20 protein-coding genes are annotated in these 21,674 nt (G+C 69.9%); 13 read left to right on the top strand and 7 right to left on the bottom strand.

What is annotated here, in order from left to right; genetic code table 11:
• Window positions 1-28: 28 nt before the first annotated feature.
• Together OG580_RS00660 and OG580_RS00655 are read left to right on the top strand one after the other, a co-directional pair.
• Window positions 29-427: a VOC family protein gene (locus OG580_RS00660; RefSeq protein WP_267041652.1), complete on the top strand. Its 399-nt coding sequence runs from the start codon at window positions 29-31 to the stop codon at window positions 425-427.
• A gap of 95 nt (window positions 428-522) precedes the next feature.
• Window positions 523-1,167 (top strand): dihydrofolate reductase family protein, encoded by a 645-nt coding sequence (locus OG580_RS00655; protein WP_267041651.1) that lies wholly within the window; start codon window positions 523-525, stop codon window positions 1,165-1,167.
• A 108-nt stretch (window positions 1,168-1,275) separates the two neighbouring features.
• Here OG580_RS00655 and OG580_RS00650 read toward each other — a convergent pair whose 3' ends face one another.
• Window positions 1,276-2,316 carry a vWA domain-containing protein gene (locus OG580_RS00650; RefSeq protein ID WP_267041650.1) on the bottom strand — a complete coding sequence of 347 codons (1,041 nt, stop codon included), beginning with the start codon at window positions 2,314-2,316 and terminating at the stop codon, window positions 1,276-1,278.
• A 222-nt stretch (window positions 2,317-2,538) separates the two neighbouring features.
• On the opposite strand from OG580_RS00650, the gene OG580_RS00645 reads away from it, so the two are divergent.
• Window positions 2,539-3,219, top strand: coding sequence for a bifunctional 2-polyprenyl-6-hydroxyphenol methylase/3-demethylubiquinol 3-O-methyltransferase UbiG (locus OG580_RS00645; RefSeq protein WP_267041649.1), 681 nt, complete (start codon window positions 2,539-2,541; stop codon window positions 3,217-3,219).
• A gap of 103 nt (window positions 3,220-3,322) precedes the next feature.
• Here the strand turns inward: OG580_RS00645 and OG580_RS00640 are convergent, their stop codons facing one another.
• The 4 genes from OG580_RS00640 to OG580_RS00625 all read right to left on the bottom strand — a co-directional run bounded on the left by OG580_RS00640 (window position 3,323) and on the right by OG580_RS00625 (window position 7,471).
• Complete coding sequence (locus tag OG580_RS00640) at window positions 3,323-3,859, bottom strand: NUDIX hydrolase family protein (protein ID WP_267041648.1); 537 nt, start codon at window positions 3,857-3,859, stop codon at window positions 3,323-3,325.
• Window positions 3,860-3,968: 109 nt separating this feature from the next.
• On the bottom strand, window positions 3,969-4,508 hold the full coding sequence (locus tag OG580_RS00635) for a maleylpyruvate isomerase N-terminal domain-containing protein (protein WP_267041647.1): 540 nt from the start codon (window positions 4,506-4,508) through the stop codon (window positions 3,969-3,971).
• A 157-nt stretch (window positions 4,509-4,665) separates the two neighbouring features.
• Window positions 4,666-6,057 carry a hypothetical protein gene (locus OG580_RS00630; protein ID WP_267041646.1) on the bottom strand — a complete coding sequence of 464 codons (1,392 nt, stop codon included), beginning with the start codon at window positions 6,055-6,057 and terminating at the stop codon, window positions 4,666-4,668.
• A gap of 124 nt (window positions 6,058-6,181) precedes the next feature.
• Window positions 6,182-7,471, bottom strand: a complete 1,290-nt coding sequence (locus OG580_RS00625; RefSeq protein WP_267041645.1) for an MFS transporter — start codon at window positions 7,469-7,471, stop codon at window positions 6,182-6,184.
• Between the two features lie 771 nt (window positions 7,472-8,242).
• On the opposite strand from OG580_RS00625, the gene OG580_RS00620 reads away from it, so the two are divergent.
• The 10 genes from OG580_RS00620 to OG580_RS00575 all read left to right on the top strand — a co-directional run bounded on the left by OG580_RS00620 (window position 8,243) and on the right by OG580_RS00575 (window position 18,944).
• On the top strand, window positions 8,243-9,172 hold the full coding sequence (locus OG580_RS00620) for an acetaldehyde dehydrogenase (acetylating) (RefSeq protein ID WP_267041644.1): 930 nt from the start codon (window positions 8,243-8,245) through the stop codon (window positions 9,170-9,172).
• Complete coding sequence (gene dmpG, locus OG580_RS00615; protein ID WP_267041643.1) at window positions 9,169-10,182, top strand: 4-hydroxy-2-oxovalerate aldolase; 1,014 nt, start codon at window positions 9,169-9,171, stop codon at window positions 10,180-10,182. Before OG580_RS00620 ends, dmpG begins: the two co-directional genes overlap by 4 nt.
• 57 nt (window positions 10,183-10,239) lie before the next feature.
• Complete coding sequence (locus OG580_RS00610; RefSeq protein ID WP_267041642.1) at window positions 10,240-11,106, top strand: cupin-like domain-containing protein; 867 nt, start codon at window positions 10,240-10,242, stop codon at window positions 11,104-11,106.
• Window positions 11,106-12,359, top strand: a complete 1,254-nt coding sequence (locus OG580_RS00605) for an aminotransferase class I/II-fold pyridoxal phosphate-dependent enzyme (protein ID WP_267041641.1) — start codon at window positions 11,106-11,108, stop codon at window positions 12,357-12,359. Before OG580_RS00610 ends, OG580_RS00605 begins: the two co-directional genes overlap by 1 nt.
• Window positions 12,356-13,288, top strand: coding sequence for a CoA ester lyase (locus tag OG580_RS00600; protein ID WP_267041640.1), 933 nt, complete (start codon window positions 12,356-12,358; stop codon window positions 13,286-13,288). The genes OG580_RS00605 and OG580_RS00600 overlap by 4 nt, the downstream gene beginning before the upstream one ends.
• Window positions 13,285-14,313, top strand: coding sequence for an ornithine cyclodeaminase family protein (locus OG580_RS00595; protein WP_267041639.1), 1,029 nt, complete (start codon window positions 13,285-13,287; stop codon window positions 14,311-14,313). Before OG580_RS00600 ends, OG580_RS00595 begins: the two co-directional genes overlap by 4 nt.
• A complete protein-coding gene (locus OG580_RS00590; protein ID WP_267041638.1) occupies window positions 14,300-15,661 on the top strand; it encodes a hypothetical protein in 1,362 nt (453 codons plus the stop codon). Before OG580_RS00595 ends, OG580_RS00590 begins: the two co-directional genes overlap by 14 nt.
• 84 nt (window positions 15,662-15,745) lie before the next feature.
• A complete protein-coding gene (locus tag OG580_RS00585; protein ID WP_267041637.1) occupies window positions 15,746-16,306 on the top strand; it encodes a MaoC family dehydratase in 561 nt (186 codons plus the stop codon).
• A 61-nt stretch (window positions 16,307-16,367) separates the two neighbouring features.
• Complete coding sequence (locus OG580_RS00580; RefSeq protein WP_267041636.1) at window positions 16,368-17,879, top strand: aminopeptidase P family protein; 1,512 nt, start codon at window positions 16,368-16,370, stop codon at window positions 17,877-17,879.
• A 318-nt stretch (window positions 17,880-18,197) separates the two neighbouring features.
• Entirely contained in the window at window positions 18,198-18,944 is a 747-nt protein-coding gene (locus OG580_RS00575) for a DUF4232 domain-containing protein (protein WP_267041635.1), read from the top strand.
• 130 nt (window positions 18,945-19,074) lie between these two features.
• Here the strand turns inward: OG580_RS00575 and OG580_RS00570 are convergent, their stop codons facing one another.
• Entirely contained in the window at window positions 19,075-19,878 is an 804-nt protein-coding gene (locus tag OG580_RS00570; protein ID WP_267041634.1) for an MBL fold metallo-hydrolase, read from the bottom strand.
• A gap of 135 nt (window positions 19,879-20,013) precedes the next feature.
• Complete coding sequence (locus OG580_RS00565; protein ID WP_267041633.1) at window positions 20,014-21,630, bottom strand: serine/threonine-protein kinase; 1,617 nt, start codon at window positions 21,628-21,630, stop codon at window positions 20,014-20,016.
• Between the last annotated feature and the right edge of the window lie 44 nt (window positions 21,631-21,674).

Raw genomic sequence — 21,674 nt, 5'->3', positions numbered from 1 at the left:
GTTGATACTTCGAAGGGTGTTTCCTTACATGCGGGTTAAGGCTTTCGATCACTTGGTGCTCAATGTGACTGATGTCGACCGGGCGCTCGAGTTCTATACCGGCCCTCTGGGGCTCGCGCCCGAGCGGGTGGAGGAGTGGCGGGACGGGAAGGTCCCCTTCCCGTCCGTGCGCATCGACGAGTCAACGGTCATCGATCTCTTCTCGCGCCCGCGAGGTGAGTCCAACGTCGACCACATCTGCCTGGTCGTGGATCCGCTGGACTGGCAGGAGGTCATCGGTTCCGGGGCGTTCGATGTCATCGAGGGTCCCGTTCCGCGTTGGGGTGCGCGTGGTTCGGCCCAGTCGGTGTACGTGAGGGACCCGGACGGCAATACGGTCGAGCTGCGCTGGTATCCCCAGGACGCCGAGGGCGGGCAAGCCGGCTGACGGTGCCCGGTTTCCGAAACCGATCACGGGCGCAGCGATGAGTTTTCCCGGCCCGGCAAGTCTCACCACTGTTGTCGACACCACAGGAGGAACACGTGGCTCAGCTACTGAGAGTCCAGAACTTCAATGTCTCGAGCGACGGGATCGGTGCCGGTGAGGACCAGACCCTCGAGAGGCCGTTCGGGCATGTCGATCCCGAGAGGCTGTTCTCCTGGGCCGGCGCCACGGCGAGCTGGCCCATGCGCACCGACCCCGGGGGCAGCCGTGGCCTGGACGACTACCTCACGCGGGACTACGCCCGCAACATCGGCGCCGAGATCATGGGCCGCAACAAGTTCGGCCCCCAGCGCGGCCCCTGGGAGGACCATGAGTGGCAGGGCTGGTGGGGTGACGAGCCTCCGTTCCGCACCCCGGTATTCGTCCTGACCCACCACAAGCGTCCTTCGATCACGCTGTCCGACACCACGTTCCACTTCGTCGACGGCGAACCTGCCGCGGTACTCGAGCAGGCCCGGGAGGCGGCGCAGGGCAAGGACGTCCGGCTCGGCGGCGGGGCCACCACCATCCGGGAGTTCCTCGACGCCGACCTCGTCGACACCCTGCACGTGGCGGTCTCGCCGGTGAAGCTCGGGTCCGGAGTGCGCCTCTGGGAGTCACCCGACGAGCTGCTCGACCGGTTCCACCTGGAGGTCGTTCCCAGCCCGAGCGGGGTGGCACACCACCTGTTCTGGCGAAAGTGACCTGACCGGTCCTCAGGGTCGGCCCCGGCCAGCCGCTTTGGCTGCCCGGGGTCGACCCTGAGGCGGGCCGCCGAGCCGCCTCGGGCGGCCGGCCTCGGTGTCGGATCGTCAGATCATCACCAGGAGCCGTGTGTGCGGGACGAGCTTCCGGTTCACGCTGGTGCTCTGCACGAAGATCGTGAAGCCGTCGTTGTGGTCCGGCTTGACGCGTGCCTCCACGTCCGGCAGGCCGAGCAGAGCGCGGGCTTCGGGCCCTGTGTACACCCGGTCCGTCTTCTTCTCCAGCACCGCGATCTGCTTCTGCGCCTGGATCTTCTCCGGCTTGCTCAGCTGGTAGAAGGCGCAACCGGTGCGGTAGGCGTGTCCGGTTTCGATGACCCAGTCCCGGATCGCCGTGGCATGGGCGACGGGGACCAGCTGGTACTCCGACGGCTTCACCGGGGTGAGGCCGGCCGCCTTGATGGTGTCCTTGTTGACCGCCTCCGCGCCCATGGAGAACACCGCCCGCGATCCCCGGATGCCCTGGGTGCGGCCCACCATGAACTTCTCGGTCGCCTGCCGGATGACGTGCCCGGCCTCCTCCAGCCCCTGCGTGCTCGTGGCGTCCCAGATGGCGATGTTCTCCTTCGGGAAACCGCACTGCATGGCCTCGCGCTTGCCCATCTGGTCGGGCACCAGGACGGCCAGCGTCCAGTTGTCCTCCTGCGTCACGATCATGTCGGCCACGGCCTTCACCAGCTCACGCGGGTCCCTGGTGGGGCTGTCCGGGCAGCGATGGCTCGCGTTCTCCTGCCCGTCGGTCAGGACGAACGTCAGGAAGCTGTGGTCGCCGTACAGTTGAGCCGTCTGCGCCAGCTCCCGCTGTGACTTCAGCGCTGCCGCCAGAAGGGACGTCATCCCGCCGACCCGGTACAGCTGCTTCAGTGACGGCATCCGCAGCACGTCCTTGTCGTAGATGACGCACTCCACCTTGTCCGCGAAGACGTACACCGTCACGCGGGTCTCCTGATCGAGTTCCCTCGATCGGCGGGCCAGGTACGCGATCTGCTGGTCGGCGACTTCGACGACCTTGCGGCTCAGGTGCGACATGGACGAACTGGCATCCAGGACAAGAGCAACGTGGTTGATGTAGTTCTGGGTTCCGGACAAGACAGCTCCCCCTCGTTCCGACTCGATGCTCCTACCGTCTCACCCACCACTGACAATCGATCGTGGCTCCAGGACCGCTCGAAGAGCCCACCCCGAACGGGGAGCGAACGGGACGTGCCGAGGAGCCCGCTCCCTACCGAATACCGGGCCCCCGTGTGCGCCCGTTTGCCGGACTGGCAACAGAAGTGGCGTGAACGGGAAGCGATCGGCGACCGTGGTCTCATGACAGACGACAGCACAGCAGGCTCGCTCACGTCCGATACCGATCCGCTTGCCGACGGATACCGCGGTGACCCCGGGGTACGGGCCGACTGGGACAGCCGGTACGCCGACCGACAGCAACTGTGGAGCGGCCGGCCCAATGGCGCGCTCGTGGCCGAGGTCGCCGGGCTCACGCCCGGGCGGGTGCTCGACGTCGGATGCGGCGAGGGCGCGGACGCCGTCTGGCTCGCGCGCGGCGGCTGGGACGTGACGGCGCTGGAGGTCTCGGGCGTGGCGCTGGAGCGGGCGGCCGGGCACGCGCGGGACGCCGGCACCACGGTTCGCTGGGTCCACGCCGCACTGACGGAGGCGGGGCTCCCGCCGGCCTCCTTCGACCTGGTCTCCGCGCAGTACCCGGCCCTGCTGCGCACGCCCGACGCGGCAGCCGAGCGAGCGCTGCTGTCGGTCGTCGCGCCTGGTGGTGTGCTGCTGCTCGTCCACCACGCGGGGATGGACACCCGGCCGGCGGATGAGAGCGGTTTCGACCCGGCCGACTACGTCTGGCCCTCGATGGTCGCCGCTCTGCTCGACGACGACTGGGTGGTGGAGGTGGACGAACAGCGGCCCCGCGTGGCCCCTGACGGAGGCGCGGGCGCGCACCACACCGACGACGTGGTACTGCGCGCACGCCGACTGCGCTGAGCCCGGACAGGTCCGACGGGCACCAGGGCCGGGCTCATCCGGAGCTCGGCCCCAAACCCACGAGGCGCCGCCGCCCGGTCCCGCGGCGGCGCTGCGCGAGACTTCAGTACGTGTGTCCCACGTGCGCGAGGGCCTGCTTCAGGAGCACCCCGCGGCCGCCGGGCATCTCGTTCTGCACAGCCGGGGAGGCTGCTTCCTGCGGGCTGAACCAGACCAGGTCCAGCGCGTCCTGTCGCGGGCGGCAGTCGCCGGTCACCGGCACGACGTAGGCCAGGGACACCGCGTGCTGACGCGGGTCGTGGTACGGGGTGACGCCCGCTGTGGGGAAGTACTCGGCGACGGTGAAGGGCTGCAGAGAGGCCGGGACGCGGGGGAGCGCCACCGGGCCGAGGTCCTTCTCCAGATGGCGCAGCAGCGCGTCGCGGACCCGCTCGTGCTGCATCACGCGGCCGGATACCAAGGTCCGGCTGATCGTTCCGTCCGCGCCGATCCGCAGCAGCAGACCGATACTGGTGACTTCGCCGCTGTCGTCCACGCGCACGGGCACGGCCTCGACGTACAGGATCGGCATCCGGGCCCGGGCCATGTGAAGCTCGTCCGTGGTGAGCCAGCCGGGCGTGGTCTCGGTCATGTCAGACATCGCTTGATCATACTTTCCAGGCTGCTCCTCTGCCCAGATCGCGTGTCTGCCAGCCGGGTGGGAGTGTGGGCGGACCGCAGAAGCGGACGCGAGGTCAGTAGGCTACGCCCTACCCCTCCGGCTCCCAGTCGCAGAGCAGGTCGATCAGCCCTGTGTCGCCGTCGATCCGCAGGGACTCCGCCGGGATGCGGTCGTAGATGAAGAGGACCAACTCGCTGGCCGTGCCCCGGACGGAGACGCCGGCCGCGTCCAGGCCCTCGTCGGCAGTGACAGCGACAGAGGCAGCGACAGCGGCGGGCAGACGGGTGCACCGTGCGCCGTCGCCGTCGGCCGTGAGGCGCCAGGAGCGGCCCTCCTCGGCGTGGAAGTCGAAGGCCGTGGGCGGCAGGGCCTCGCGTTCCCCTGGCGCCGCCACTGACCGCTCGGCAGCGGCCTCGGCCGGGGGAGCGTCGGCAGGCCCCGCCGCGACGGTGGCGGCCCAGAAGCGGCGCCCCTGGCCCAGATGCTGCGCCAGATCGAACAGCGTCCACTCGGGACAGGTCGGCACCTGTACGTCGAGGCCGGGTGCGGAGGCGACCGCGGCCCGGAAGGCGGTCGCCCGATCGTCGATCAGCCGCAGTATCTCGGCGAACTCCGGAGTGTTTTCCACTTCGGTTGTCTATCACTGCGCTCCGGCAGCCGGACAGTGATTTCGAAAGTCGGAGCGGTGGGCGCGCGGGCGGGCCGCGCGCCTCGGAGGGCACGGATCAAGAGAACCGGTGGGCGCGTGGGTCCTGCAGCTGTCCGCCCGTGCCCGATGCGTGAAGTCAGCAGTCGCCACCGTGGAAGACGCAACCGACCGTGGCGCCGCTGCCCATGCTGACCACTCCCACGGCCGGATCGGTGCTGGCCCGTACGAAGCCTCCGCCGTAGCCGTCGTCGTCGACACCGCGTGCCCCCAGGTAGAGGCCCCAGTTGAGGAAGAGTTCCTGCAGGCCGCCGGCACTGTCGGGAAACGGTTCTGCGGCGGGACGTACACGGTGCTGGAGCACGAACGGGCCGTTCATGGCCGAGGCGACCTTCTTCTCCCACTCCGCCGGCTCCGCCTCCCATCCGGCGGTGATCCCGTGGCCACCGTGCAGCAGCGTCGGCTTCAGGATCAGCTCGTCCTGGTGCGCCAGCGCGTGGGCGAGCATGTCGACCCGGGCGCCGCCGGGGTCCGTGGCGCGCGGGCGCACGTACCGCGTCCACGGCAGGAGCCGGTCGATGCACGCCAGTTCGGCGGAGTCGAAGAGGTCGCGGTGCTGCTCGTCGGAGAGAATCGCCAGGGTGCCCTTGTTGCCGTACAGCTCGGCGTCCAGCCGGCTGAACAGGCCCACCTTGCCCTGCTCGACCGCGACCAGCAGCGGCTCCAACTGGGCGGCGGAGACGGGGTCGGTGAGGTCCTCGGGCAGGAAGTACCGGAAGACGACGTCGACGTCCCGGCCCGCGACCGTCGGACGGCCGTTCCGGTACGTGAGTTCGCCGAGGGCGCAGGCGATTCCCTCGGCTCCGTAGTCCGCCAGCTTGGCGGCGAACACCCGCAGCCGGGGTCCCACGACGGCGAAGTTGTCCGCCGTGTCCACCACGGCGACGACGGGCGCCCGGTCGGTGGGGATGTTCGCGGCGCACTCGGCGAGCATGGTCCGCACCATGCGGCCCAGGGTGTCCCGGTAGCGGAGCCCGTGCCGCTGTACGAACTCCTCGAGCGGCGGGTACGCCAGCATCGCCCGGTTGATGTCGGCGTTCTCGAAGCCGCCCAGCGCGCTGGTGAGATTGAACTCGAGAAGCTTGAACCCCGTACCGTCGTGATAGAGATCGGCACGCCCCAGGGGGAGGAGCGACCCGGTCCGGGCGCTCCGCGTGATCAGCGCCGATTGCTGCGGATCCATACCGACCGCCGTGGCGAGTGCGGTGATGCTTCCGCCGAACACCCGCTCCGGCAGCGACCGCAGAAGCTCGTAGACCGTGTGGAGGTCCTCGACGACGGTGCTGCGCTCGGTCTCGCTGAGGAAGGCGGGGCCGTTCAGGAACCGGTCCTGGTACGCGAGCGTGAGTGTGGCCGACTCCCGGGCGGCGGCCGTCGGGTGGTGGCCCGTCGGCGCATGCTGCGCGAGCTGCTCCCCGTACGCGTGGCCCAACCGCGACCGGGGAGGCTTGGGCAGGCTCGTGGTCGTCATTGCATGTCCTTTCAGGAGCAGACCGGTGTCCGGTACGGCGTCGGTGCCGGTGCCGGTGCCGACACCGGCGCGAGGTGCCGCGACACCGAGGCGCCGCGGCACCGGGCGTAGGCCGCCCGCTCGCTCAGTTCGTGTCGGTGGGGAGCGGAGCCTGCTCGGCGCTCTGCTCGGTGCTCTGCTCGGCTCGGGTGATCCACTGGCGGCGGGCGCCCACGAAGAGCGCGACCGCGACGACCGCCATGGCGACCGCGCCGGCGCCGAACACGGCGCGGGTGCCGACCTCGGCGGCGACGATGCCGCCGGCCGCCGCACCGATGGGCAGTCCGCCCCAGGCGACGAGCCGGTACACGCTGTTCGCCCGCCCGAGCAGGTGCTGCGGTACCAGGGTCTGCCGCAGGACGACCACGACGACGTTCCACGTCACCGTCCCGCACGCGAAGATCGCGAGGGCCGCGCCCGCCGCGTACACCGAGGGCACGGCGGCCAGCACCGTCTCGCTCGTGGTGATCAGGACGGCGGTGGCGACCAGCGCCCCTTCCCGGCCGAGACGCTCGGTCAGGGCGGGGGCGAAGCGTGAGGCCAGGACGGCTCCCACGGCTTGGCAGGCGAGCAGGACGCCGTATCCGAACGGGCCCAGGTGGAGCACCTTCCCGCTGTACACCACGAGCACGGCGAGCATCGCGTTGCCGGCGAGGTTGATCAGACAGGACACCAGGGCGAGGCTGCGCAGCAGATGATGCGAGAACAGCCACTTGGCGCCGGCCATCATCTCCGACATCACGCCGGCCCTGTCCGGTCCGCGCTCGATCGGCCGGGTGCGGCGGATACGGCTGACCAGGACGGCGGAGCACAGGAAGGTGGCCGCGTCGACGCCGAAGGGCAGCGCCATCGCCACACCGAACATCAGCGCGCCGAGGAGCGGCCCGACGAATCCGGTACCCGCCTCCTGCGCCGCCATGATGCGGGCGTTGGCGGTGGAGAGCCCGGCCTTCGGGGTGATGAACGGGACGAGTACCTGGGCGGCGTTGCGGCAGAGGACCTCGCCGACGCCGAGCAGGAACATGCACACGTAGAGCAGCGGCAGCCCGCCCCAGCCGCCGAGGATCCCGACGGCCAGCACCGCGAGCAGGACGGCGCGCGCGATATCGACGCGGACCATCATCTTCCGGATGTCGAGGCGGTCGACCAACAGCCCTGCCGGGATGCCGAACAGGATGAACGGTGCGGTGAAGGCCACCGAGGCCGCGCCGATCAGGCGAGGGTCGTCGGTCAGCCGGGAGGCGAGCAGGGGTCCGGCGGCGATCGTGGCCCCGTCACCGAGCGAGGAGACGGCGGCGGACCACCACAGTCGGGAGAAGTCGCCGCCCAGGCGCAGCCGTTGTGAGCTGGCCTTTTCTGTAGTCGACGCGCTCATGACACCGCGTGGCAGTGCAGCCGGCAGTCCATGGTTTCCCCCTTCGAGATGCTGCCCCGTAGCCGACGCGTCATCAGTCCGTCGTCGTTCACCGGGGCCCGTACGGTCAGGTGCACGGGGTTGCCGACAATAGTCGGCGTCCGCGGCGGCGTCGAGGAAAAGATCAGGTCCGTCGGTGGATTGCGCACCTGTCGCGCGGGTGCCCGGGCCGAACCGGCCGGGCGCCTCGGAGGAAGATCAAATTCCATCCGGCCGGAGGGGGTTGTGTCCCGCCGTCTTCTGATATGTTCGCCGCCGCTGGGCGCTGAATCGGTGGTCAGCAACGTGCATGCATGGGAGGGCATGCCGGCAACGGGGCTTTCACACACTGCGTCAAGACCCCCGGTTCGTGCTTGCGGCCGATTGATTCGGCGCGACGCCCGGCGGCCGAGTGGTCTTGGCTTCTTCGTCCTCCAGACGCGCGACCACGCGTCGACTTCCTCACGCTTCGCCTCACGGCGGCCCCGTCGGCAGGCAGGCCGGCCGACGGCAGCACCAGAGGCAGCGCGACCGAACCGCGTCGGCGCACGGTACGCAACGGAGGACATCCCGGTGAGGCACCCGCATGCCTGCAGTCAGGGCTGCCAGGAAGCAGCCGCGCGCACATCGAAGGATGAGGACAACGTTCATGGGAACCTGCGAACCGGATGCGGCGAGACATACCACCGTCACTCGCCGTTGCCTCTCACGTCATCAGCGGACCTGCCACCTCGGGTCCCACGGAGGCATACGTTGAGTCTCACGGCGAGTCTGACGAGCGCCCGTCCGGAGGTCGTCGAACCGGTGACGGTCGCCGTCATCGGCACCGGGGCGATCGGCCGGGATCTGGTGAGCAAGATCGACCGGTCACCGGCGTTGGAATGCCGGCTGGTCGCCGGACGTAACCCCGAGTCGGCGGGCCTCCGGTACGCCGAGAGCCTCGGGTACGCCACCACCGCCGGCGGCATCGAGGCCCTACTGGCGGCCCCGCGACCGTTCGACGTCGTCTTCGACGCCACCAGCGCCGCGGCCCACCGGGACCACTGGCCACTGCTGGAGCCGCTCGGGACGCTGGTGATCGACCTGACGCCCAGCAAGGTCGGGCAGATGGTGGCGCCCACCGTGACCGGGGTGTCGCCGGCGACCGGCCGCAACGTCAATCTGATCAGCTGCGGCGGTCAGGCGTCCGTCCCGGTCGTGCACGCCCTCGCGGCCCACTTCCCGGTGACGTACTTCGAGGTCGTCTCGACCGTGGCCAGTGACGTAGCGGGCCGCGCGACCAGGCTGAATCTCGACGAGTACGTGGCGACCACCGGTCACGCGGTGACGATGTTCTCCGGCGTGACCGACGTGAAGGCGATCCTCAACATCAGTCCGGCGGTGCCGCCGGCGACCTTCCGGACGGCCATCCACGCCCGCATGGCGGGCGCCGACCCGGTGGCGGTGCGCGCGGTGGTCGAACGGGTGGCCGAGCAGGTGCGGTCGTTCGCCCCCGGGTACGACGTCGTCGCCTGTACGGCGGTCGGCGACCTGGTGACGATCACCCTCCAGGTCATGGCGCACAGCGACGTCCTGCCGCCGTACGCCGGAAACCTCGACATCATCAACTCCGCCGCCGTCATGGTCGCCGAGCAGTACGCGACCCGGCCGGACCGGGCGTCCCGGACGGGAGTGACCTCATGAAGAACGTGGTGATCTACGACCCGACGCTGCGGGACGGCCAGCACGCGGTCCGGCACCAGCTCGGGCTGACCGCGCTGCGCCGATACGCCGAAGCGGCGGACGCGGCCCGGATTCCGGTGGTGGAAGTCGGCCACGGCAACGGTCTGGGAGCCTCCTCGCTGCAGGTCGGGCAGGCCGCGGCGAGTGACGACGAGATGCTGTCGACCGTCCGGGAGGCACTGCGCCACAGCCGGATGGGTACCTTCATGCTGCCCGGCTGGGGCACCTCGTCGGACCTCCGGCGGGGGATCGCCCACGGGGTCGACGTGTTCCGCATCGGCGTGCACGCCACCGAGGCGTCACTGGCCGAGCGCCACCTGGGCTTCCTGCGGGACGAAGGTGCGGAGGCTCACTGCGTCCTGATGATGAGCCACATGGCCTCCCCGGCCGAGCTGGCCGAGCAGGCCGCGCGAGCCGTCGGATACGGGGCGCAGGCCGTGGGGATCATGGACTCCGCGGGCCACTTCCTCCCCGCGGACGTCACCGCGCGGATCGGCGCGATCGTCGAGGCGGTCGACACCGTCCCGGTGATCTTCCACGGGCACAACAACCTCGGGATGGCCGTCGCGAACTCGGTCGCCGCGGCCGACGCCGGCGCCCTGATCATCGACGGCTGCGCCCGCGGCTTCGGCGCCGGAGCGGGCAACACCCAGCTCGAGGTGGTGGTTCCGGTGCTGGAGCGGAGCGGGTTCACCACGGGCATCGACCTGTACGCACTCCTTGACGCCGCCGAGCTCGCCGAGCGCGAACTCATGCCCGCGCCACCGGTGACCGCCTCGATGAGCATCGTCAGCGGCCTGGCGGGAGTGTTCTCCGGATTCAAGCACCGGGTCGTCGAACTCTCCGCGGCCGCCGACGTGGACCCGCGCGACGTCTTCTTCGAGCTCGGTCGCCGGCAGGCCATCGCCGGTCAGGAGGACCTGATCGTGGACGTGGTGGCCGAGCTGAGCGGCCGTAAGGCCGACGGCTGACAGCTGACAGCTGACAAAGGCATGTGACCCGGCTTCAAGGAAAGGAGGACAAACGACATGGCAGTACCGGAAGCTGTGCCCGAGTCGAACGGGACGGCGGGTGTGGAAGTCACCCGTATGTCGTTCGACGAGTTCATGGCCATCGGCCCCCAGGGGCTGTACAAGGCCGACCGCCCCGTGGTGATCAAGCTCCCGAGCAGCGTCCAGGGACTCGGCCGGGACGAAGTGGCGGCCCGTCTGGCCGAGATGACCGTCACCCTGTTCACCGAGCCGGGCGACAAGAACCACCCGGGGCGCTGGGAGACCCGCGACATCAAGCTCCGCGAGTTCTTCGCGGACGAGCGCCACCTCACCAACACGGACACCTGGCACCGGGTGGTGTCGAACATACGAAGCAGTCCGGCCGACGTGAACGCGGTCATCGGCTTCGACGCCGAGGAGCTCTTCGGCTACGGCAACAGCCTGTACGCGGCCAACCTGTGGATCAGCCACCAAGGCGTGTTCACCAAGAGCCACTTCGACGAGTTCGAGAACTTCAACATCGCGCTCGAAGGCCGCAAGCGGTTCATCATCGCTCCCCCCGGTGTACGCGACTACTACCCGAGGTCGGTACTGCAGGGGTACGGGGACAAGTCCAAGGTGGTCGACCTCGACGACGTCGACCTGAAGCGTTACCCGAAGCTGGCGGCCAAGCTCGCCCAGCGCCGTGACTTCGTCCTCGAACCGGGCCACATGCTCTACCTGCCGCTCGGCTGGTGGCACCAGGCCGAGTCGCTGGACGACATGAACATCAACGTCAACTTCTGGCTCAAGTCCAAGAAGATCCTCCGTAGGCCGCACGTGCTCGGCGTCGCGCTGTACACGTACGCCTACCGGAGATTCAAGGGCGTCTACAGCTACAAGCCCACCGAGGTGAACTCCTGATGACCGAGCGCAAGAGCATCACTCCCACCCACCTGTACCGCAACAACGACAGGCTGATCGGGATCGGCAACGCCTTCTGGAACATGTCCTACGAGAACGGGGTCGCCGGCATCGTCGGCGACCTCCAGGACGGCGTGTTCCACATGCCCGACGGGCACGAGTTCGTCAACTTCACGGTCTGCTCCTACCTGGACCTGGACACCCACCCCAAGGTCATCGACGGTGCGGTCGACTCACTGCGCCGCTTCGGCGTGCTGGACCACTGCATCCCGCGCACCCGCGTCCAGACGCCGGTCCTGCTGGAGCTGGAGGAGTCGCTGGGCGAGCTGTTCGGCGCGATGGTGATCAGCGCCGTCTCCACCGCGGCAGCCAGCACCGGCCTGCTTCCGCTGATCGCGTCGGGGCACCTCGGCAACGGCACCCGCCCGCTGATGGTCTTCGACAAGAACGCCCATGTCTCGATGGCCAACGCCAAGCCGAGCTGCGCCGACGAGACCGAGGTCGTGACCAGCCGTCACCACGACCTCGACTTCCTCGAGGACATGTGCCGCACCTACGAGCGCGTCTGCTACGTGGTGGACGGCTCGGACAGCCTCGGCGGCTACGCGCCCGTCAAGGAGCTGGCCGAGCTGCAGGACAAGTACAACCTCCTGGTCTTCTACGACGACTCGCACTCGCTGTCCGCGTACGGCGAGCGCGGCATCGGCTACGTCCGCTCGCACTCCCCGGTGCTGGACGAGCGGACCATCACCGTGGCGACCCTGAGCAAGGGATTCGGGGCCGGCGGTACGGCGATCCTGCTCGACGGCTACACCGAGGAGACGCGTCGGCTCATCGAGCGGTTCGCGGGCCCGCTGGGCTACTCGCAGAAGATGAACGCCGCCGGGGTCGGCGCGGCGCTCGCCTCGGCCGAGATCCACCGCACCGAGGAACTCACCCAGCTGCAGGGGCGTCTGCGCTCCAACATCGCGCTGTTCGACTCGCTCGTCACGACCGAGCAGGCCGAGAGCACGTTCCCGATCCGCGTCGTGCCGATGAGCGACGCGACGGTCGTCGAAGCCGCCAAGCAGGTCTTCGCGGCCGGCTTCTACACCTCGCCGGTGTTCTTCCCGATCGTCGCCCGCGGCACCGCCGGACTGCGGGTCATGCTGCGCGCGGGGCAGACCGAGGAGCAGATCAGGCGGCTCGCCGCCGCGCTGATCAAGGCCGGCGCGCTTCCGGCGGCCGCGCAGCCCGGGTCGGTGCCCGAGTGACCGGCTCGGTCAGGGCGATACCGCGCAGCATCCTGTACACGCCTGCCCTGTCGCTGGAACGGGTGGTGAAGGCCTGGTCGTACGACGCGGACGTCCACCTGATCGACCTCGAGGACTCCGTACCGCCCGCCGACAAGCCGGCCGCCCGCGCGGTCTGCCGGGCCGCGCTGGAGAAGTCGCCGCGGCCGGCGAACGTCGCCGTGCGCATGAACGAGCTCGGCAGCCTCGCCGCGGTGCACGACGTGCTGATGCTGGCCGACGCCCCGGTGAAGCCCGGCATCGTCATGATGACGATGGTGACCTCGGCGGACGAGATCGACCTGCTGCGCCGGATGCTGGCGTCAGCGGGCGCGTACCCGGAGATCTACGTGACGGTGGAGACGGTCGAGTCGATCACCCACATCGACTCCATCGCGCGCTCCGCCGACGGTCTCGTGCTGGGCTCGGCCGATCTGGCCGCCACGCTCGGCGTCGACATCACCTGGGAGGCCATGCAGGCCGCCCGGCAGGCGATGGCGATGGCCTGCGCGCGGTTCGGCACGGCGTGCATCGACACGGCCAACTTCCGGCTCGCCGAACCGGCGGTCCTCGCCGAGGAGACCACCCGGGTGCGGGCGCTCGGCTTCCATGGCAAGGCGACGGTGCACCCGGGCGAGCTCGACGTGATCAACCGCATCCTGCGGCCCCGGTCCGACGAGCTGGGGCTGGCCCGCCGGGTGGCAGCGGCCGTGTCTTCCGCCAACGGTGGGATCGCCGTCCTGGACGGCAACATGGTCGGGCCTCCGTTCGCCCGGCTGGCCCGCGCCACGGTGGCGCGCGAGGACGCCTGGACGAGCCGATTCGGTCGAGACGGCAGCGATGCCGGCGACGACAGCACTGCCGGTGACGACAGCGCTTCCGGCGAAGCCGCAGACGGCGGAACGCCATGACCGCCGCACCGGTGATGGTCCAGGCCGCCGACATGGCCGGTCCCGGGCCGATGACCCGCGTGATCGACGTACTCGGCGAGATGTTCGTGGACCTGGCCGCCGGCCGGACCCGGTCCCCGGCCCGTACCGTCATCGAACACGGTGACCAGCGCGTCCTCCTCGTCAGCCCCGCCGTCTGGGAGCAGCGCGGGGTGGGCAGCGTCAAGGTCACCACGCTCACCCCCGACAACCCGACACGCGGGCTGCCGCTGATCCACGGGATCGTCGCACTCACCGACCTGGAGACGGGGCAGGTCACCGCCCTCCTCGAGGGCGCCGAGCTCACCGCCGTCCGCACCGGCGCGGTCGCCGCTCTGGCGACCCGCTGGTGCACTCCCGACGACGCCGACGACCTGGCGGTGATCGGCGCGGGGGTGCAGGCGCGTGCCCTGATCCGGGCGGTGTCGGCGGTACGCCCGATCCGCAGCGTCCGGATCCACTCGCGGACCCGCGCCGGCGCCGAGACGTTCGCGGACTGGATCCGGGACACCGCGGGCCGGCCCCTCCGCGTGACGGTCTGCGACACCGCTAGGGAAGCCGTCACCGACGCGCCGATCATCTGCACGGCCACCTCCACCGACGACGGCACACCCGTGGTGGAGGCGGACTGGGTGGCCTCCGGGGCGCATGTGAACGTCATCGGCGGCACCCACCCGGACGCCCTCGAACTCGACCCGGTCCTCCTGGCCGATGCCGTGACGATCGTCGAGGACCGGGCCGCAGCCCTGGACGGTGCGGGTGAGATCAGGGCGGCCCTGGCCGGCGGCCTGATCAAGGCCGACGACCTGTACGAGCTGGGCAGGCTGGTGAGCGGCGAGGTCGCCGCCGTCGGCCGGACCTCGGTCCTGCGTACGGTCGGCATGGCCATCGAGGACACCGCCGCCGCGGTGGCGCTGTTCGAGCAGCGCCGTGCGGCCCAGCAGGGACCGGGCACCCCGTCCGCCGTTCCGCCAACGAAGGAGGGAGTGTCGGATGGACACGCATGAGGACCTCGGTTCCGGAAACGGGCACCCGTGGTTCGGAGACCACCGGCTGCGGCCCGCCGCGTCGGCGGACACGATCCGGCAGATGCTGAGGCACGAGCTCCGGGACACCGGCTGGCCGTACCAGAAGGTCCTTCCCGCGGCACCGATGGCGATCCCGCGCGCGGCCTACGCCGAGATCTTCCGGGTGAGCGTCGCGCTGATCGAGCTGCTGCGCCGTACCGCCCTGGAGACCGGACGCACCACCGCCGACAGGCTGAAGGCCTACGACATGCCGGCCACCGAGGACCGGCTGTGGATGCGCGACCCCTTCATCGAGGAGCGGTACGCCGACAGTGTGGTCCGTCCGGACCTGGTCATCGGGCCGAACGGGCCGCAGTTCCTGGAGTTCAACGTCAGCGGGGCGCTCGGCGGCGTGGTGGAGACACAGAGCCGTCTGGCGGTGTGGCGCAGGCTCCACGCCGACGAGCAGGGCCGGACCCCGTACCACTCCCCGAGCCCGTTCGCCGTACGAGCCGAGATGTTCCGCTCGCTCGGCGCGGAGCTGGGGCTGGCACCGCGGGTGGCCGTCGTGGGCAGTTCCCGGGTGATCGGCGTGGAGCCGCGGTACTTCGAGATGGAGACCGACTACTACAACAGCCACGGCCTGACCGCTCGCTTCTTCGAGCCGGAGGATCTGCACGAGGCGTGGGACTGCGCCCCGCACCTGCGTCATCAGATCGGACTGCGGAACTTCACCATCCCGGACTGGCTCGAAGTGGGGCTCGACACCACGCCGGTCCAGGACGCCCTGGACAACGACTGCGTGCTCGTGGGCACCCAGACGTCGACCTTCATGCACAGCAAGCTCACCATGGGCCTGCTGTCCGAGGGGCGGCCCTGGATGACCGAGGCCGAGCGCACGCTCGTCGCGCGGTACCTGCCGTGGACCCGGATCCTCTCGGAGCGGAAGACCGACCGCGAGGGCGAGCAGGTCGACCTGCTCCCGTTCGTGCTGGGCAACAGGCACCTGCTGGTGCTCAAGGCCGGCCTGGGGGAGAGCGGCAAGCAGGTGGTCATCGGCCGCGAGGTCGACCAGGCCGCCTGGGAGTCCGCCATCGGTGAGGCCGTCGAGGGCGGTGACACCAGCGTGGTGCAGGAGTTCGTGCAGCCGCAGACCTGCCGGGTCTCACTCATCGCCGACGGCTCCGACGAGCCGCATGACGTCGATGTCGCCCCGGTGCTGGGCCCCCTGGTGTTCGGCGGTCGCCCGGCCGGCCTGTTCTGCCGGTTCTTCGGCGACGGTTCCGCCGGGATCGTCAGCGTCCGAGGCGGGACGAGCAGCTCCGACAACGTGATGGTGGCGATCTGACGGAGCACAGGCCGCGCTCTACCTCTTGTACCGGCGTGCCGCCCGCGCCGACCCCTTTCAGCGACATCACCGGAGTGGAACCGCATGACCCTGCGTCACGTCAAGGACAACGAGTACGTCGAGGAACACGGCGGGGACTTCGAGGACTTCGAGCCGGGCATGGTGATCCGGCACTGGCCCGGCCGTACCCTCTCCGAGGCCGACAACACCTGGCTGACCCTGCTGACGATGAACCAGCACCCGCTCCACTTCGACCAGCACTACGGCGCGGGAGCCGAGTACGGCAGGGTCCTGGTGAACAGCGGCATCACGCTGTGCCTGGTCGGCGGGATGACCGTGCAGGCGCTGTCGGCACGGGCGGTGGCCAACCTGGGCTGGGACAAGGTCCGTTTGAAGGACCCCGTCTTCGTCGGCGACACGCTCTACGCGACGAGCCGGATCCTCGACAAGCGGCTGTCCCGGTCCCGGCCTGGGCAGGGGATCATCACGGTGGAGACGACGGGCACGAAGTCGACGGGAGAGCCCGTGATCGTCTTCGAGCGGTCGTTCATGGTGCGCTGCCGCGAGGCGGCCGACCCCGCGGAGGCTCCACGCCCCGAGGGCGCGGCCACCGCTTCCGCGGCCTCTCCGACGCAAGAATCTTGAGCGATCATCAGTTTGATCGACAGGGGTTCGCATAGTCGGTCGATCTGACAGGATGTACGGCATGACCAGCGAGAATCAGCCCAAGGCCGGCCACCGTGGCACTCCCGTCAGCACCGAGTTCCGCGAGTTCATGGCCTCAGGATGGGCGACCGACGACCGTGCGCCCGCCCCCCGTGCCGAGGTTGCCGATCATGCGGCCCGCCGCCGGGCGACCCTGTCCCAGCGGTTCCCCGGCGAGCGGCTCGTCATCCCCGGCGGCGGCCTGAAGGTACGGAGCAACGACACCGACTACACCTTCCGGCCGCACACCGCCTTCGCCCACCTCTCGGGGCTCGGTGCGCACACCGAGCCCGACAGCGTCCTCGTACTGGATCCGCTGCCCGAGGGCGGACACCATGCCGTCCTGTACTTCCGCCCGCCGGCCCCGCGGGACACCGAGGAGTTCTACACCGACTCCCGGTACGGGGAGTTCTGGGTCGGCTACCGCCCGACCATCGCGGACGTCGAGTCGGAACTCGGCCTCACCGCCCGCCACATCGACTCGCTCGCCGCCGACCTGGCCAAGGACGACGCCGCCGCCCGGCTGCGCGTGGTCCGGTCGGCCGACCCGCAGCTCGCCGAGGTCGTCGACGCCGCCCGCACCCAGGCGGGGACGTCCCTGACCGGTGAGCAGCAGGAGGAGGCCGACGACGAACTGGCCCGCGAGCTGTCCGCGATGCGGCTCCTCAAGGACGAGTGGGAGGTCGGCGAGATGCGTAAGGCGATCGACGCCACCCACAAGGGGTTCGAGGCGATCATCGCCACCCTGCCCGAAGCCGTACGCAAGGGCCGCGGTGAGCGATGGGTCGAGGGCATCTTCGGCCTGTACGCCCGTCATGAGGGCAACGGCGTCGGATACGAGTCGATCTGCGCGTCCGGCGACCATGCCAACACCATCCACTGGACGAAGAACACGGGCGAGGTCCGCGAGGGAGACCTGATCCTGGTGGATGCCGGGATCGAGATCGACTCCCTGTTCACCGCCGACATCACCCGCACCCTTCCGGTGAGCGGCCGCTTCACCGACGTACAGCGCAAGATCTACGACGCGGTCCACGCGGCACAGCAGGCCGGCCTCGAAGCGGTGAAGCCCGGCAACAAGTTCAGCGACATCCACGCCGCCGCGAACGAGGTCATCGCACGCCACCTGCACGAGTGGGGCCTGCTGCCCGAGGGAGTCACCCTCGAGCAGACCCTCGCCCCGGAGCACGGCGGCTGGCACCGCCGCTGGATGGTCCACGGGACCTCCCACCACCTGGGCATGGACGTGCACGACTGCCAGCTGCTGCTGCGCGAGGACTACATGGACGGCGAACTGAAGCCGGGCATGATCCTCACGGTCGAGCCGGGCCTGTACTTCAAGGCGGACGACCTGCTGGCCCCGGAGGAGTTCCGCGGCATCGGGGTCCGCATCGAGGACGACGTCCTGGTGACCGAGGACGGTTACGAGAACCTGTCCGCCGCGATGCCGCGCGGTTCGTACGAAGTGGAGGCGTGGATCGCCCGGGTGTCGGGCCCCACGGAAGACCGCTGAGGCGGATTCCGGTGATCGTCACGACAGGTGATCACCGGAATCCACCGCGGCGGCGTCGGTGAGCTCGCTCACTGGAAGGAGGCGTCTGCAGCCGTCGGGCCGCAGGCGCCTCGCCTCACGTAGAGCACATCAACTCTCCTCCCCGACAGCGACTTTCCTGGGTGAGGGGGAGTCATGGTCACGCCACGGCTGCTGGTTCGTGCGCGGGCTGTAACAAACGTGCGATGCCGGTGACCCGGCTTCCCCACGCGGCAAGAATGGTCCTGTCGCTTGAACATCGGCCGGCTCCGGTTCGGTCACGGGGGAAGAGGAAACGTTATGAACTCGAAGACGGCCAGGGCCGGTTCGTTGCGTCGGGGGCTGCGTGGCACCGTCCTGGGCGCGACCGTGGTCGCGGCTCTGCTGACGGCCACCGCCTGCCAGCCCGCTGGGGGCGACGACAGCGCCGCCGCTTCGCCGACCGCCGCCCCGTCGGGCTCCGCGTCGCCCGGGGCGAGCACGCCTGAGAGCACCACACCCCCCTCGAACGACTCCGGGACCGGCAGCAGCAGCCCGACGGCCGCGGGGACCGGGGACAGCGGTGAGACCGGCGGCGACAACGGCACCGCGTACGAGGACTGCGAGGCCACCGGGCTCAACACCGAGGTCGAGCTCCAGGACGGCCCCGGGGAGACCCCCCGCCACTTCCTGCTGACCGTCACCAACAAGACCAGGACGCCGTGCGTCCTCAACGAAGCGCCGATGGTACGGCTCAAGGCCGGCAACGACGCCCCGATCGTCGAGACGCTCGGAGAGCCGGACAGCGAGCCCGTCGTCGTCGAGGGCGGTGGCAAGGCGTACGCCGGCCTGTACGTCTTCGGCAACGACGAGGGCGGCGAGGCGGAGTACGACCAGTCCGACCGCTTCACGGCCACCCTGGTCGCCGGCGAGGGCACCGAACTGAGCGGCACGCTCATCTTCGACCTGCCCGACGGTCTCGACACCGTCTCCGTCGACGACGCGGCGCGGGTGAACGGCTGGGCCGGCACCGAGGGACTGGCGATGCGCCCGATCACCCAGCTCTGAGAAGTAACGCGGGCACCGCCGCACGCCCATCGCCGGGGCGTGCGGCGGACCCGCGGGGGGAGACGGTCCCGGCCGGTCTCCGTGCCGGGCGTCTGTCGCGGGAACTCGTCGACACGGCTGCGGCGAGCGGTCAGCTCATCGAACGCTCCCGGGCATCGGCGGCCCGGCCGATCTCGAAGGTCGAACCGGGTGCTGCGTACGCGACGGGGCCACCGAAGCGGGTTGAGGCACGGGCCACCGCTTCCTCCGGCGTGAGGAACCGGCCGACATGGGTGACGATCAGTCGGCCCGCCCGGGCCGCGCCGGCAGTGTCGCCCGCGTCCTCGGGGGTGTGGTGCACCTGGTCGCCCTCGACGGGCACCTGCGCGCTCTCGGCCTCACACAGCAGTACGTCGCATCCGTCGGCCAGACTCGTGAGGCCGTCACAGGGGGCCGTGTCCCCTGAGTAGACCAGTGTCCGGCCCGCGGCCTCGACGCGCAGGGCGAAGGCCGGGATGCCATGTGCCACGGCCCGGCTGGTCAGCTTGAGCGGGCCGACGGTCACCTCGTGTCCGTCGTGCAGCTCGGTGACCGCGAACGCGGACTCGATCGGGCTGCGGACCGGGGTGTTGGTGAGGAAGTCCGCAAGCCGGTCGGCGATACCGGGCGGGCCGTAGAGCGGGATCGGCGCGGTGAGGCGGACGTCCGCGTAGAGAGCGCCGTAATAGGCGGTGAGCAGATCGGCGCTGTGATCGGCGTGCAGGTGCGAGATCCAGATCGCGTCCAACTCATCCAGCGGAACGTGACGTTGCAGCGGCCCCAGCGTCCCGGTGCCGGCGTCCACCCACACGTGGGTGCCTTCGCTGGACACGAGATAGCCGGAGCACGGGTTGTCCACGCTCGGATATGGCGTCGCGCACCCCAGCACCGTGAGGCGAAGAAGCTCATTGGTCACCCCGAGAGCCTAGAACACCCGATCCACAGGAATCGACGACGGTGGGTGGCGTAGTGCCTTACTTACCGACGCGGGGTGGAGCAGCTCGGTAGCGCGCACGAGGCGCGCGACTCCTCGACTCGTGGACGCAGGCTGTCAGACTCGGCAGTTCATACTGTTGGTGACTTCGCGGTAGCCGGCGACTACGGGATTTGCCATGGATTCGCGGTAGATGACGACTACGCGTCCGTAGGGCCAGCTGATGTCGGTGCGCAGTTTGTCGTTGCCGCGGGAGCAGCCGGTGAACATCATGCTGCGCTGGAGCTCGGTGTAGTCACCGCCGTTTTCCTCCGCTGTCAGTGAGGGACCAGCGGTGAGGAACATGGTCTGGGCCTCGGGGTTGAACGTCACCTGCACACCCTCGGACAGTCCCCATTCGTCGCGGAGAAAGGTCCTGAGCTCCTTGTTGATGGCGTCGGCGATGCCTCGTTCGGAGGCTGTCATGGCGTCACGCGCGGCCGCCCACTCCCCGAGGCTGGGCTCGGCGTAGTCGCTGCGGGTATACGCCGGCTGCGGCTCGGCCGTCGGTGTGGCGACGGTGGGGGTGGCGACCGCGACGACCGCAGGTCCCGTACTCGCAGGTGGCGCTGAACTGGCAGCGGGAGTAGCAGGGGCAGAAGAGGAACGCGACGAGGACGGGGAAGCGGATGTGCCGGCGGGCGCAGCGGCGGCCGACGGCGCTTGCCGCTCTCGGACCGTGGACGTGTAGACGGCCGCGGCAGCGATGCTCAGGACACTGATCGCCGTAGCGGCGATGAGGCCGTACCTGCGGACCCGGCCGCTGGGCGGGGGCGTCGGCCAGATGTCCGCATGCGCGGGCGGTAGGCTCCAGCGGCCTGTGACCAGACCGTCGACCAGCGTGTGTGCCGCACGTGGCAGGACCTGGGTGCTCTCCTGGCCGAGTAGCCCTATGCATTCCTTGCTGAGGGACTGCGCGGTAGGCCGGTCACCGGGTTCCTTGGACAGCGCGCTCGTCACGATGCGGGCGAGGTCCTCGGGCAGACCGGTGAGGTCGGGATCTTGCGACATCACACGGAAGGCGACCGTGTCCGGGGCGCCGGTCCCGAACGGGTGGCGGCCGGTTGCGGCGTAGGCGACAAGCGCGCCCCAGGCGAAGACGTCGGACTCCGGGCCGACGCCGCCGGTGCGGTACTGCTCGGGACTGATCCAGCCCGGGGTTCCGGTCAGCATGCCGGTGCGGGTGACCGAGGTCCCGTCGAAGGCGTGCGCGATACCGAAGTCGAGCAGACGCGGACCGCTGGGGGAGAGGATCACATTGCCCGGCTTGATGTCACGGTGGATGACACCAGCCTCGTGGACCGACGCCAAGGCGGCGGCGGTGCCGGCGGCCAGGGCGTGCAGCATCACGTCCTGGAGGGGCCCGTGCGCCACGATGTGCTGCTGGATCGTGAGGCCCGGTATGTAGGGCGTGGCGAGCCACGGACTCTCGGCATCGCAGTCCGCCGCCACCACCGGCACGAGACACGGCCCACTCACCCTGCTCGTCAGAGCCACCTCACGACGGAACCGGGCGCGGAACTCCTCGTCGCCGGTCTGAGAGGGGTGGACGACCTTCACTGCCAGACGATTGCCACTGGTGTCCACGGCGGCATGGACGGTACCCATCCCTCCGATACCCAGACGGCCCACTATCCGGTACGGGCCGACACGAGCAGGGTCTCCGGGAAGTGCGGGGAGGAGGCGGGCAGTCACGTCGGTTCCCTCTCAGGCCGGGCATCTGGCGATGGATCCTACGC

Source organism: Streptomyces sp. NBC_00094 (assembly GCF_026343125.1).
GTDB lineage: Bacteria > Actinomycetota > Actinomycetes > Streptomycetales > Streptomycetaceae > Streptomyces.
Note: the sequence above shows the minus strand (reverse complement) of the source record. Positions and strands in the feature narration are given on the sequence as shown.

Coding starts and splice junctions, on each gene's coding strand:
- OG580_RS00660 (WP_267041652.1), top strand. CDS start 29: ATGCGGGTTAAGGCTTTCGATCACTTGGTGCTCAATGTGACTGATGTC.
- OG580_RS00645 (WP_267041649.1), top strand. CDS start 2,539: ATGACAGACGACAGCACAGCAGGCTCGCTCACGTCCGATACCGATCCG.
- OG580_RS00640 (WP_267041648.1), bottom strand. CDS start 3,859: ATGTCTGACATGACCGAGACCACGCCCGGCTGGCTCACCACGGACGAG.
- OG580_RS00630 (WP_267041646.1), bottom strand. CDS start 6,057: ATGACGACCACGAGCCTGCCCAAGCCTCCCCGGTCGCGGTTGGGCCAC.
- OG580_RS00625 (WP_267041645.1), bottom strand. CDS start 7,471: ATGAGCGCGTCGACTACAGAAAAGGCCAGCTCACAACGGCTGCGCCTG.
- dmpG (WP_267041643.1), top strand. CDS start 9,169: ATGAAGAACGTGGTGATCTACGACCCGACGCTGCGGGACGGCCAGCAC.
- OG580_RS00610 (WP_267041642.1), top strand. CDS start 10,240: ATGGCAGTACCGGAAGCTGTGCCCGAGTCGAACGGGACGGCGGGTGTG.
- OG580_RS00605 (WP_267041641.1), top strand. CDS start 11,106: ATGACCGAGCGCAAGAGCATCACTCCCACCCACCTGTACCGCAACAAC.
- OG580_RS00595 (WP_267041639.1), top strand. CDS start 13,285: ATGACCGCCGCACCGGTGATGGTCCAGGCCGCCGACATGGCCGGTCCC.
- OG580_RS00590 (WP_267041638.1), top strand. CDS start 14,300: ATGGACACGCATGAGGACCTCGGTTCCGGAAACGGGCACCCGTGGTTC.
- OG580_RS00585 (WP_267041637.1), top strand. CDS start 15,746: ATGACCCTGCGTCACGTCAAGGACAACGAGTACGTCGAGGAACACGGC.
- OG580_RS00580 (WP_267041636.1), top strand. CDS start 16,368: ATGACCAGCGAGAATCAGCCCAAGGCCGGCCACCGTGGCACTCCCGTC.
- OG580_RS00575 (WP_267041635.1), top strand. CDS start 18,198: ATGAACTCGAAGACGGCCAGGGCCGGTTCGTTGCGTCGGGGGCTGCGT.